Raw genomic sequence first — 13,152 nt, 5'->3', positions numbered from 1 at the left:
CGGTCGGTGGATCAAGCGATGAGGAGGCATGCGTCCCAGGCGGACCGGGGTGGTGCAGCGGTGCTGAGCGCGAGGAGGGCCAGGGCTATGCCGGCGGCGCCGTCGAGTAGTCCGGGGCCGCCTTCCTTGTCCTGGATGAGCGCCGTGGCCATGAGTTCGGGGTCGGTGCCCGGTGGGATGACCGCAGCAAGGAGGGCCGGGATTGCGGCGCGGAGTTTCTCCGCGGTTGAGGGGTGGGCCTCGTCGGCCGTACGCGCGGCAACGTGTGCGAGGCCGGCGAACCCGTGGCAGAGGCCGTTGTCCGTCGTGGCCTTCAGCTGCTCGGGATCGGTGAGGGCGGCCACAAGTGCGTTCTCCGCGTCAATCTGGCGGCTGGTATCGCCGAGGGCAAGCGCGGCAAGTTGCTGGGCGCGAGCGAGGCCGGCGGTGCCGTAGCACCAGGACGGCCGCCTGGGGGCTGACGAGCCGAGACGCCCGCTGCGCAGCTCTCCCTGAGTGACCCAGTACGGCCAGACCGGTCCGCCGTCGGTCTTCTCCTTCCAGCGGTCCAGCCAGGTCAAGATGGTGCGCAGTGCTGCGTGGTGCCCGTCGGTGGCGGAGCCGTTCCGAGCGGCGAGGGCCAGGAGCGCGAGCACGCCGCCGATCCCGTGGGCCATACCGGTGTTGGCGTGCCCGCCGGGGAATCGGTCGTCCGGGCTGCCCGAGGGCCCAGTCTCTGCCCACCAGCCCGGCAGGGTCTCGCCGTGGTGGGTGATCGGTTCGGTGAGGCGCACGCAGTAGTCGAGAACGGCGCGCATCAGGGAGCTGCCGGGGCTTCGGCGCAGCAGATAGGCGCCATATCCGGTGACGCCCCGGATGGCGTCGAACTCGGCAAGCTGCGGCAGGCGTCCGGCGTCGATGCGGCGGTGCGCGGTGTCGAGACGACGTCCGACGTCGACTGCGATCTGGGCGTCCACCGCGTCGAGGGCACGCTGGTAGGAGCCGGGAAGGTGGTCCGCGGCACAGCTCAGAGCATGGGCGAAGGCGGGCACTCCGTAGAACGGGTGGCTGTTCGGGCCGCTGGTGAGCGGCTGCTGCGAGGCGGTGGCGAGCCAGTCGTGGGCGCGGTGCCACGGGCCGAGGCCGTTCGCGGCATGCTCGATGTGCAGGAGCGCGATGCCGGGCGGGCCGTAGGCAAGGTGCTGCCGGTCCGAGGACAGCGTCCTGGAGCCGAGGGGCACGGTGTCGGGGTCGGCGAGACGGACGGCGATGGCGTCGACCAGGCCGAGCGCGGGGTGGGCGGTCACGAGTCCCTCCCCCTAGTGCGGGCGGTCCAGGCGAGGGCGGCGGCACGAGCGAGGTAGAGGCATACCTCTTCCTCCGGGAAGTTCACAGCGACGTGCCTCACGAAGTGGACGTGCAGCAGGGAGGTCAGGACGTCGTCGACGGCGATGCCCTGGGTGTCTGGGCCGGGCAGGCGCGGGCGGTACGCGGCGAGCGCCGTATCCCGGTCAGCCCATCCGGACACGATGGCATCTCCGCCCGGAAGGCTGCGCAGGGCCGACCAGTCGCCCCTCGGGTCGGCGAGCCGTACGGCCTCGGTGAACTGCGGGCGAGGAACGGGCACGGGGGCGGTCGGCAGGATGTGGTCGATCAGCCACTGCATCCCGGCCTCGGTGGTACCGAGGAAGGCGGAGGTGATGGCGACCGTGTGGGCCGCCACCAGCGTGCGCTGGCCCGGACGCTGTGGCTGCGCGAGCTGCGCCAGGATGGCGCGCGAGTCCGCCCGGAACACCTCCTCAGCCGCCTCCCACGCGGTGCCGGATCCCCAGCGGCCCATCTCACGGTAGGAGGTGGGATAGCGCAGTTCGGCCAGCAGGCCAATGCTTCGTAGCTCGTCAGCCCAAGCGCTCACCGTTCGGGCTGTGTCGGCGAAGGCTTCCTGGTCTGGGAGGTCGATGCGTACGCGGAGGTGTTGATCCGGGTCACGGAAGCGAATGAACCACCACTGCGGGTTGCCGAGTTGTTCGAGGAGGCCGGGCAAGTGCCGGGAGAGCAAGACGTCTTGGCGGCGGGGATCGCCGTACAGAGCGGCCAGAAGAACCGAGGAAGCGGCAGGCGTCTGCATCTGGGTCGCAGACAGGGCACGGGCCCGGCTGGGGGCTGGAAGTGGCGGCCATGCCGACGGCCTGGTTACTTTGAGGGGCACCACAACCTCGTGGGCTCGCCCGCCGCACCAGCCGTACGCCTCCGGTTCCGGGGCCTCGACGAGCACGGCCAGGCGCGAATGGTCGAGGTGCCGGCGCAGGAGCGCACGGTGGCCGGCCTCGTCGAGGTCGAAGAAGAGGCACCGGTCGTCCTCTACGAGGTAGACGCGGCGCGGCAGCCTCCGTCTGGCACGCCAGTCGCTGAGCGCGGCGTCCCACTCGGCCCGAGGGCGGACATGGCCAGGCAGTTCGGACACTTCCAGCCGCCAGCGCGCAGGGGCCAGCACCGTCCGGCCGTACCGCAGACGCGGAAGGAACGGCATCGCCGCTGCGGCGCCCCAGTCGAAGACGGTGACCTGCGCGCACTGGGCGCGGGACAGTTCGGTGAGGAAGCGCACCAGCGGCGGGGTGTGGGTGCGCAGGTTCAGCGCGTGCATCCCGACGGCCTCCACGCGGTGGCCTCGCTCGGGGATGGCGAGATACATGCGGCGGCCGTCACACGCCACAGCCAAGTCCTCCGGGGTGAGGACGGTGTCCTGCGGGGCTCGGTGCTCCTGAAGGCTGATCACAGTGGGTAAGACCTGCGGGGAGCGGGTGACATGGGCGCTCTCGGGGAGCAGGGGCGGGAAAGAGAGCTGCGCAGGCATGGTGTTGCCGTCTGCGGCTGGGAGGTCGGCAAGCTCCATGACCAGGGCCTCCCGGTCGGCAGGGGCCAGCACGCTGAGGAATCTGCCCGTGGAGACGCCGACACCACGGGACACGCTCACGACCTCCAGCCGGAACCGCCCGCGCTGCAACTCCTCCAGGCTGGCCGCGTGCACCCGCACCCCGATCTCCAAGTGCGGCGGCAGCCGTGGCTCGTCGGGACCCGCGTCCAGGGCCTCGATCTGTTCGTCCGTGAGGACCACTTCGTCACGGCCGTCGAGCGCGGCAGCCTGAGCCAGCCGTACAAGGGCGTCATCCCGAGCGGAGACGCGGGGCCTGTGTGCACCGGCCGGAGCGCCTGGGTAACCGTCGGGATAGCCGGTGCCGCTGTCCGCGACGACCTCCGCGAGCGGCACCATCGTGCCGATGCCGTACCGCTCGTAGAACCGCTGGTGGTACTCGTTCCACGCGGCGGTCCCGTACGGGCGGATGCTCAAGCGGGTCAGGATGAGAGCGGCGCGCTCGATCTCTCGGGCGACCGCTTCCGGCAGAACGATCTGGGCGTCCAGGCGGAGGTCGAGCGCGACGGGGTGGCGACGCAGTCCAGGGACGAGGTCTCGCATCCGCGCCGCGACGCTGTCCCGGCCGCCGTGAGTGGCGCACTCCTCCAGGCCCACCCGGACCGCGTGGAGTTCGCGTACGGTCTCCGCGACCGGGGCGAGGCTTCCAGCGTCGATCGCGTCGAGTTGGCCGAGCAGATACCCGAGGGCGTCGGTCTCGGTGCTCGGAGCGTGCAGGCCCGTGATCAGTACCCGCCGCCGGATCAGCTCCGCCAGCAGTTGGCGCGCCCCCTCGGAACCGGCCTCGGGGAACTCCGCCCGGAGCTTGTCCACGAGGGTGCTGAACCGGATGGGCGCTCGGGTCGCGGCAAGGACCGCGCGCACCGGTCCGGTCAGGGCCAGAGACGCCTCGACCGCGCGAGTCCGGTCGTCCTGGACGTCGGGCTGGAAAGGCACGATGAGCCGGTCTCCGCGATACGTCACGGTGTTGTTGATGACGACGGGCAGCCGTTCGAGGAGGTCCGGGCATGACTCCAACCGTGCGACCACGGCCGCCAGCCACGCTGCCCCCGCCCGGCCGACGGCCACGTACTTCTCGCCCCAGTCGGCCCGCGCCTGCGGGCCGAACTCCGCGGTGGCCACGCCGGCAAACAGGCCGAAGGGTGTCGCCCGGTGCTGGGCCCGCAGCAGGTAGCGGGCCACGGACAGCGCCGCGCGCCGCACATCCCGGAGGGCGGGGTGCTCAGCCGTGCACAGGGCCCGTACCTGCGTGGCCAGGGCCGGGCTGGAGTGCTGGAGTGCCTCGGCGACGTCCGTGTCAGCCCAGACCGCGCGTAGCCACGCCACACGGGCAGACGAACCACTGGGCAAGCGGTCATCGAGGTCAGGACATGGAGGAAACGGCAGCGAGGGGCGGGCCACGGCGCGCACGAGAGCGGTGGAACCGGTGCGGAACGCTGCGGGCGGAGCAACCACCAAGTACCTCCGTAGTGAGGGGGCGGGCGGCTGGTGCCGCCGCGCGAAGACGCGGCGGCACCAGACCGGGGTGACCTGGGGTCCGGGTCAGGCGACGTTGGTGGTGCAGGCGCCGCAGGTGGACCCGCAGTTGTCGTCGGTCAGGTTGACCAGGCCCGCCGGGTCGGCGATCTCGACGAGGGAGACGTCCAGGTCGAAGCCGTCCGATGCCCCAGGGATCTGCGGGCGTACTTCGGTGCGGTTGGGGACTACGGTGTTGCGCGTCATGCGTCGACTCCTCGTAATCGTTGTGGTGTTTCTGGGCGGGAGCGCCCACCAAGTGCCGTCACGGGAGCGTTGCCACACGGCTGCTCCCCGGACGGCTCCTGGCCGCCCGGCACGAGAGGACGTGCTCCGCGTAGGAAGTCCCTCGCGGGCCGCCTGCCTCCTGCCGGGAAGTCATGTGCCGGACGTCTGATCAAGCGGACGCCGGCCGCCGCTCCATGAAGTAGGCGAACGCCTGGGCCTTGAGGCGATCGAGGCACGGCTCGCACGCGTAGAAGGGGTGCGTGCTGCCCGTCCCGCTGCACCGGCCTAGCCAGATCACCAGGACGCCGGTACGCCCCCAGCCGAGCCAGCAGTCACCGGTGATCCACGGCCATTCCATGGAAGGACATCCCCTTTCTCAACCGGTCGGGATAGTCGGTCTGGCGGCCTGACAGTTGGGAGCGCAGGCCCAGAGCGGGAACGGCAGGCCCCGATGGCGTATCTCGCCCAGCCGTCGACCGCTCGCTCCCAGCGGCCGGGCGCAGGGGGTGCAGTCCGTGGCCATCTGCTGGCGGGGCCGGAGCCGGGCCAGATCCGGAAGGGGCGAGGGTGCCGTGGCCGGGATGCTCACTTGCCGCCCTCGGTACGGAGTTCCGCCCAGACCTCTTTGCCCCAAGGGCGTCTGTCCGAGCCGTGCAGGTCGTAGCCCCAGCGGTCGGCAACAGCGTTGACGAGGAGCAGCCCGCGGCCCGATTCGTCGTCGTCAGCCGCCTGGCTGAGTAGGGGAAGACGCGATGGTTCCCGGTCCACGACCCCGACACGCAGTCGCGTCGCGCTCGGCCGCCCAACCGTGAGGCGAATCTCGGGACACGGAGTGTGCCTGGAGGCATTCGCGATGAGCTCCGTGATGATCAACGCGGCACGGTCGGCGAGGCTGTCGAGGTGCCACACGCCGAGGACGTCTCGGACGAGTTCGCGACCGAGCTCGGCCGTGGACGGCTCGCACAGGAAGGTCTGGCTGTACATGGGGTGGCCGATGGAGAGGGCATCAACTGGTGTTCTCAGACTCGTCATTGGGGTGGAGCCTTCGTGTCGTCTCGGTGCCCGGCCCGCCCTTGCGGGGGAACCTCAGGGGCGGGCCGGGCCGTCAACAGCCGCCCGCATGGTGGGGCGCGGCGGGCGACCAGTACCCAGACAACTCCCTTTCGCAGCAGGTTGGTTAGGACGTTCAGGTGCTCGATCGACGGACCGACCTAGGGTGTTTTGACCTCTCCTTTACCTGGCGGGTGAGGATCGCGCGGGCTACCGTGCCCGCATGGACACCACCCGCAACACCGTTCTTGAGGCGTGGATGACCGAACACGGCTACAGCTCCAACAGCCTCGCCGAGGCCGTGAACAGGGCCATTGAACGGTTGACCGGACGCCCTGGAGGACTCGACGGCTCATCGGTCCGGGCATGGAAAGCAGGCCGGGTCACGTGGCCAAAGTCAGCCGCCCGCAAGGCACTTGCAGAGGTCACCGGACTACCCGCCATCGCCTTAGGGTTCGTGCCACGGAGCCGGCCTTCGTCCACCCCGGCCCCACCGCAGCAGGAGGACCCCGACATGAAGCGCCGCACCCTCGTCGGCGGGATTGCCGCGGCAGCAGCCGCAGCAGCCGCACCCGGCAGCGCATCGCCGCGCCGTATCGGCATGAGCGACGTCAACCGCCTCAACAAGCGCTTCGCCGAGATCATCGCCAGCGACCACCGCCACGGCGGACAACTCGGCATCGAACAGCGGGCCGCCGCCCTCGCCGACGAGGCACTCAACCTCCAGAACGCCGGCACCGCCACTCAGCGGGTACGCAGCAACCTCTACGCCTCCGCAGCCGCCTTCCGCTCCTCCGCGATGTGGGCCGCCATCGATGGCCGGCGCTACGACATCGCCAAGGCGCACATGCGTGAGGCCCAGGCTCTCGCCGAGATGTCCGGCGACCAGGCCATCAAGTTCCGCATCTGGAGTCATGCGGGCACCATGTACCGCCACATGGGCCGTCCCGCCGACGCGTTCGCCGCCAACGACGTCGCCCGCAACCTGCACCTCACCCGCCGCGACCCCCTGTTCGCGTCCCTCGGCCTGGCCCGCCAGGGCGCCATCCACGGAGCGGCTCAGGACCGCACCGGCACCCGCCGCGCCTTCGATCAGGCCCAGGACGCCATGCTGCGCGCCGACCCCGCCGACTACCGGACGGTGTGGATGCTCGCCTTCTACGACCAGGCCGAACTGGACTCCCTGGCCCTCTCCGCACATTTGGCACTCGGCGACTACTCCACCGCCGAGTACCACGCCCACCGCTGCCTGTCCGCCCTCCGGCCCCACATGATCCGTTCCCGGGCCATCACCACCACCCGGCTCGCCCACGCCCAGCTCGCCCAGGGCGCCCCCGACGCCGCCACGGCCACCGCGATAAAGGTCCCCGCCGAAGCCGCCACCCAGCACGCCCGGGTCACGCGCATGCTGCAGGAGTTCGGGGCCGCACTGCGCGCCACCGCACCGGGCAGCACCACCGTGCAGACCTGGACCGAGCACACCGCCACCTGGAGGATGGCCGCATGACCACGGCGCCCGCCATCGAACTCCGCACCTTCACCACCCTCGACACCGCCCGCGGCGACCTCCTCGACGTGTACGCCGACGTACGCGCCCCACTCCTCCACCTGCCGAACTACGCGGTCACCGCGTTCGGCGAGCGCCTGGACCGGCACGGCACCGAGCCAGGATTCACAGCCATCCTCGCGTACGCGGAGGGGCATCCGGTGGGCTACGCCTATGGCAACACCATCGAGCACGGCGACCGGTACTGGCAGCGCACCAGCCCGGCGCCGGCGGAGAAGTACACCGAGCGCCCGGTTGTGGCCCTGAAGGAAATCGGCGTCCGACCGACCTGGCGGAAAACCGGCACCGCCCGCCGCATCCACGACGCCCTCCTCGCCACCCGCGACGAGCCGTTCGTCACCCTCATGGTGAACCCGGCCGCCGGGGACGGGAAGGTCCACGCGCTCTACAGGTCGTGGGGGTACGAGGACATCGGGCAAAGCCAGCCGTCGCCGGCCTCGCCGGTTCTCATCGTGATGATCCGCGCTACCCGCTGACCGGCCCCTGCGACAGCCGACCCTCTTCGAACAGCTGGGCGTGCAGCCCGCCGCTCGGACCGTCGCGCGGGGTTGCAGTTCGCACGCACCGGACTCCCACGCCCCCGTGCCGAGTGAGCCACCATGCTCGAAATCGCCCAGAGGCCCATCCCCGAAGCTGGTTGGGCCGAGGCCCCGGGCACCTTAGGATCCGAGGGCATCGGTACGGATCTACGGGGGTAAGCGTGGAACCCACAGCCATCGGCACCCGACTCGCCTCGGCCGTAATTGGGCCTCTCGTCAAGAAGCTCTTCGTCACCGAAGGTCCCGGGGCTGGCCTTGTTGACAAGCCGATCCGCATCTCCAGCTACGTGTCCTTCAAGGGCGAGAAGCGTGCCCTTACCGAGTCTGACCTCCGTGAACTCGCCAACAAGCTGGTGAGGCAAGCCCTACGATCCGGCGAACGCCCCTTCCCTAATGACGAACAGCAGGCCGTCACCGATGCCCTGGCCACCACCCTCCACTCCCTCGGCGACCTGACCCTCACCGACCTCGAAGCCGTACGCCTTGGCCACTCGGCATTGGCCCGTGAGCTGCGTCGCGCGAGTGGCAGTCCCGAGCGTCATCTCACGACCGACGCCACATACTTCTACGAGAGCCTGCTTGAAACCGCATGCCTCCACATCCTTCACTTCTTCACGCAGCGCTCCACCTTCATCGCCCGCACCCTGGTCGAGCAGTCCCACGCCGTCAACGAACTCATCGCCAAAGTAGACGAGTTGATCCGCCGCAACCCGCGGCCCGGCGGCGAGGACGCCGCATTCGAGCAGGCGTACCTGACGTATGTGTCCAAGAAGCACGGCAAGCTCACGATCTACGGGATCGACCTCAACAATTCCCCGAGACGATGGCCGTTGAACGTGGCGTATCTGAATCTGGAGGCGTCACCGGTGTCGGGGCTCTGGCGGAGGCCAACGGCATGGGCCCGCACTAGCGTTCGGGGCCACGATACTGCGACCCTCACTCCGTCCCACAGTCGCTCTTTCCTCGCCTCACTGCTGGCGCAGGCCGCAACAGACGATCTCTCTATGTCTGTCGCCGAAGAGTCTGAAGGAGACCTGGACAGCCTCCTAGCGATCATCGAACGGACCAGGCCCAGCCAGGACCACGCGACGCATGCCGACAGGCTGTGGCTTACCTACAGCTCCATCCGCGACTCGTTCGCTACCCAGCCCGCGGACCAAGCCCTGGCAGCCAACCACCGTGTCCTCCTCCGCGGCGAAGCCGGCTCAGGCAAGACGACACTCGTCCAGTGGCTGGCTGTTGCGACTGCCGGCCAGGACCTCCCCGATCGCATGGATTACCTCTACGACCGCATCCCTTTCGTACTAGCGCTCCGCGCGCTCACCCGCCACGGCGAACGCCTCCCGGCACCCAAGGACTTCCTCTCTGCCACTGGCTGCCCGCTCGCCGGCACTCAGCCAGACGGCTGGGAGAACCGGGTCCTTGTCGCTGGGCGCGGCCTGATCCTCATCGACGGCATCGACGAGATCCCCGATCGAGAACGCGAGCGGACCCGGAGATGGCTGCTGGAACTGATCGAAACGTACGACGGGGACAACCGGTGGCTGATTACCTCCCGCCCATCGGCCGTAGGCCAGGACTGGCTCGCCGACGACGGTTTCATCGAGCTGTCGCTGTCTCCCATGGGCCCCAAAGCCGTCGCCACTTTCATCACCCAGTGGCACGATGCCGCTCGGACCGATTCCAACGACGCTGCCGACCTCGATAGGTATGAGGGGCAGCTCCTCGCTGCCGTCAGAACCGAGCCCGCCCTCGGCCGCCTGGCCACGAATCCCCTGATGTGCGGGCTCATCTGCGCCCTCCATCGCGACCGACAAGGCTATCTCCCCCACGGCCGCAAGGACCTCTACGAAGCCGCGTTGTCCATGCTGCTCAGTCGACGCGACCGGGAACGGGACATGGCGGGCCCCGAACTTCGCGAGGAGCCACAGCTTGAACTCCTCCAGCGACTCGCCTACTGGCTGATCAAGAATGGCCGTACCGAGATGGACCGTTCCCACGCAGAGGCCATCATCAATCGGGCTCTGCCCTCAGTCCCCGAAGTAGCTGCCCTGGGCGATGCGCCGACCGTCTTCGAACACTTCCTCCAGCGGAGCGGCCTCCTTCGTGAACCTGCTCCCGACACGGTGGACTTCATCCACCGCACGTTCCAGGATTTCCTCGGCGCTCGGGCAGCCGTTGAGGAGGCCGACTTCGGACTCCTCGTCGAGCACGCGTCGGACGATCAGTGGGAGGATGTCATCCGCATGGCGGTTGCTCTCGCCCGCCCCCGGGAACGCGTCACGATCTTCCGGGGACTCGTAGACTTGGGCGACCGTACTTCCGACAAACGCGTCCAGGCCCGCGTCTACCTGCTCGCTGCGGCTTGTCTGGAATATGCGACGTCCCTCGAACCTTCCGTACGCGAGGAAGTCGAACAGCGCACCATCACACTGATTCCCCCAGGTAACGAGGAAGAGGCCCACGCGTTGGCGGAAGTCGGGCCCTTGATCCTCCGCCTCCTACCTAGCCCCGAGGAACTAGATGACGGGGTGGCTGCCTATCACGTGGCCATCGCAGCTTCCAATGTCAAGTCCAAGGCTGCCATCGCATTTCTGTCCCAGTTCGTCGATCATCCCTTTCTCCCAGTCCGTGCCCAACTTCTTTGGGCCTGGCCTCGCTTCGACAACGCCCGGTACGCAGAGGAGATTATCGCCCGCCTAGATTCGAGCGCCCTAACGTACACCATCCAGTCCGACGACCAACTGCATCAGCTAAGGCGTCTAGGTCTGGAGCCGGAGATTCTGGATATCAGAAAGGGTGTGTCCCTAGGAGCGCTGGCCTCGTACGCCTCTCACGACGCATTCACGCAACTCACCCTATCGAACGCTGAGACGCTCAATTTGGAATTCTTGACTCACCAATTGACACTGACGTCGCTCATCATCAACGATTGCCCGAATCTGGAGGATATTTCCGCAATCAGCGAACTCCCCATTCAACACCTGGACATCACCGCCGCCGGTTCCGACATCGACCTGCGACCGGTTTCACAGTTGCAGGACCTGGGATCGCTGGTGATCAGCGGCCCGCCCAGCCTGGGCTGGTCCACGGAATATCTACCGACCCACGCTCCGCTGCGCAGCCTGCGCGTATCGGACGGCGCAAGGCCACTGCGAAGACTCCAAGGACTCAGTAGTTTTTCCCAACTCGTGGAACTCAGCCTCAACCATGCATCCAGCCCGGCCTCAGCCGAGGACTGGCGAGAGGTTTGCGGCCTACCATCGCTAACCGATCTCATCGCATGTGCCGCATCATTCGAAACCCTTCCCCCCAAACACAGTTCTGGCGAATGTCACCAGCCTTTCTCTCAGTGGCGGCGGCGGGGAACGAGTCATCCAAGCGGCCGTCCATCGACTGACCGAAGCCTTTCCTCGGCTAATCTCATGCGAGTTCACGGGAGACATGGCGGCAGAAGGCGATATTGACATTGCACCATTGGCTCAACTGTCCGACCTGCGAGATCTCCACATCGCAACGGGAATCAATCGCATTCGGGGTGCTGACGCATTGCCCTCATGCTTGAATCTCCACTTTCTGTAAACCCCGCACGCGAACGCTAAGCAGGAGGCCGAGGAGCCTCTAAGCCCGACCGCGTCGTGCTGGCCATCAGCCGTCTTTGGTAGGCGCGACCTACTGGGTCCGGGCTCGGGCAGCAGGGCCATGGGTCCTGCTTGCCCTCACCTCCGGTCGGGACAGTCCGCTGGGGGCGCGACATGCGTACTGCCGTATCCAAGAATCCACCCGCTGATCGATCGCTGCTTCGTAGAAGGCATCCGCGAGGGGCGAACGGTCGTGCCATTCGCGTGCCAGATACTGCGAGGAACCACGGGGAACAGCGGCTACTTGGCACGGGCCGACCGGAGCTCCAGCACCACTCCGGCGCACATCATCGCCGCGGCCGCCGCCAAGGAACCCCAAGCTTCCCAAGCTGAGAGCGCGAGCTCAATTCTCGTCACCCGCTCCCACACGAACCCCCAGTTCATGACCCCGGGGGATGCCGCAAGGTCGCGAGCGGACTGCCCCTGTACTCCTCACATCAGCCAGCTCTCGTGTCAGCCTGTCTGAAACCACCAGATCAGCCACGTGACTGCCGCGCCGCCGAGTGTGTACCCAGCGCCCTTCAAGGCGTTCATGAGAATGATGCGCAAGTAGCGGCGGCTACGGCGGCGCCACCGGGTCGTAGAGTGTCGGGTAGGGCTCTCCGTGGAGGGGAGTCCGATGGAGTGTTCGTTCACAAGGTACTCCGGAATCCAGTGATATGTGCTGGTGAAGTCGCACCGCTCCGCCACGGCGCCAACCACATGCGGAGCGGTGCGACCCTCACTTCTTCGAAGCGGTGCCCGGCAAAAGCTCAGTGGCAGTCTCTTCATCAGGCGCCGACCCTCCGAGAGCACGAGGGGTGAAGGGCGGCAACAAACTATAAATAGGACGCAAACCCCGGCCCGACCGAGTCTTGAGGGTGTCGAACCACTCCTCATCGACCTGAACGAGGATGCCATGTTTCGACAACTCACGGATGCCCTTGCCGGCGCTGTCGGCAGAAATGCCGTACCAGTCGGGTATCCGCTCCTGAGGCAAAGTGAACTCGAGCTTCCTCTGGTTCGAGGCGATCAGGAGCATCGCCTTACCCGGAAGGGAGAGCACATTATGCCATCCCTTGTCCCAGTATTCGTATGCGAGCTGGAAGTAGGGGTCTCCCAGGCCCTCCCCTGGGGGCGTGTACCGCCGACCAGAGCCGTCTTCATGCAGCTTCGTGATGGTTGACTTGCCCCCCTCGCCACGAGTTCGGGTGATGAGTCCTAAATCTCTAAGGACCCTCCAGGCACGAGATACCGCAGCCGTTCCTGCCGTCTCATCGAAGATGCCCACCGATCTGGACCACGTTGTGGACCACTCGGTGACAGAGAAGTCCCCGCCACTGGTCACGGCGCTGAGCAACAGATAGAGGTCCAAGGGGCGTTTAGCGGAGCGCCGCACCAAGTGGGCCAGAGCTCCTGGTGCCTTCATTTTCCCCTTGCCTACCTCCCTCTGGAGGAAGGCGCGGCGGATCGGCACCGTACGTGTCAGGCGCTGAGAACGATCAAGAATGAGCTTGATGGTCTCGGGCTGCCCGAGAGGTGTGTCCCCTTGCACCGGAGGTGAGTTGAGGCCCTGGTGAGTGGTCGTCATGCAGTCAGCATGGCACGGACTTGATGTCCACGGCCGGTTTGAAGAGGCACCGCCTGTGGCTTCGACTTGCCGCTTCAGCGGGTGCCATACGATGCCTAAGTTATGTCTCATAGGACACCTAGTAACGATGA

9 protein-coding genes are annotated in these 13,152 nt (G+C 67.5%); 3 read left to right on the top strand and 6 right to left on the bottom strand.

What is annotated here, in order from left to right; translation table 11 throughout:
* Positions 1-11: 11 nt before the first annotated feature.
* From ACZ5SK_RS11775 to ACZ5SK_RS11755, 5 genes are all read right to left on the bottom strand, one after another.
* Complete coding sequence (locus ACZ5SK_RS11775) at positions 12-1,286, bottom strand: lanthionine synthetase C family protein (protein ID WP_457494268.1); 1,275 nt, start codon at positions 1,284-1,286, stop codon at positions 12-14.
* The gene (locus tag ACZ5SK_RS11770) at positions 1,283-4,237 is read right to left on the bottom strand and encodes a lantibiotic dehydratase (RefSeq protein ID WP_334579156.1); all 2,955 of its coding nucleotides are present in this window, start codon (positions 4,235-4,237) and stop codon (positions 1,283-1,285) included. Before ACZ5SK_RS11770 ends, ACZ5SK_RS11775 begins: the two co-directional genes overlap by 4 nt.
* Positions 4,238-4,453: 216 nt before the next feature.
* A complete protein-coding gene (locus tag ACZ5SK_RS11765; RefSeq protein ID WP_334579155.1) occupies positions 4,454-4,633 on the bottom strand; it encodes an FxLD family lanthipeptide in 180 nt (59 codons plus the stop codon).
* A gap of 190 nt (positions 4,634-4,823) precedes the next feature.
* The gene (locus tag ACZ5SK_RS11760) at positions 4,824-5,012 is read right to left on the bottom strand and encodes a hypothetical protein (protein ID WP_457494269.1); all 189 of its coding nucleotides are present in this window, start codon (positions 5,010-5,012) and stop codon (positions 4,824-4,826) included.
* A 227-nt stretch (positions 5,013-5,239) separates the two neighbouring features.
* A complete protein-coding gene (locus tag ACZ5SK_RS11755) occupies positions 5,240-5,686 on the bottom strand; it encodes an ATP-binding protein (protein ID WP_334579153.1) in 447 nt (148 codons plus the stop codon).
* 241 nt (positions 5,687-5,927) lie between these two features.
* On the opposite strand from ACZ5SK_RS11755, the gene ACZ5SK_RS11750 reads away from it, so the two are divergent.
* The 3 genes from ACZ5SK_RS11750 to ACZ5SK_RS11740 all read left to right on the top strand — a co-directional run bounded on the left by ACZ5SK_RS11750 (position 5,928) and on the right by ACZ5SK_RS11740 (position 11,277).
* Complete coding sequence (locus ACZ5SK_RS11750) at positions 5,928-7,211, top strand: XRE family transcriptional regulator (RefSeq protein WP_468575873.1); 1,284 nt, start codon at positions 5,928-5,930, stop codon at positions 7,209-7,211.
* Complete coding sequence (locus ACZ5SK_RS11745; protein ID WP_334579151.1) at positions 7,208-7,747, top strand: GNAT family N-acetyltransferase; 540 nt, start codon at positions 7,208-7,210, stop codon at positions 7,745-7,747. The genes ACZ5SK_RS11750 and ACZ5SK_RS11745 overlap by 4 nt, the downstream gene beginning before the upstream one ends.
* Positions 7,748-7,971: 224 nt before the next feature.
* On the top strand, positions 7,972-11,277 hold the full coding sequence (locus ACZ5SK_RS11740) for an NACHT domain-containing protein (protein WP_334579150.1): 3,306 nt from the start codon (positions 7,972-7,974) through the stop codon (positions 11,275-11,277).
* An 895-nt stretch (positions 11,278-12,172) separates the two neighbouring features.
* Here the strand turns inward: ACZ5SK_RS11740 and ACZ5SK_RS11735 are convergent.
* A complete protein-coding gene (locus ACZ5SK_RS11735; RefSeq protein WP_334579149.1) occupies positions 12,173-13,021 on the bottom strand; it encodes a hypothetical protein in 849 nt (282 codons plus the stop codon).
* Positions 13,022-13,152 lie beyond the last annotated feature (131 nt).

This window comes from Streptomyces sp. NPDC031474 (genome assembly GCF_055581185.1).
Note: the sequence above shows the minus strand (reverse complement) of the source record. Positions and strands in the feature narration are given on the sequence as shown.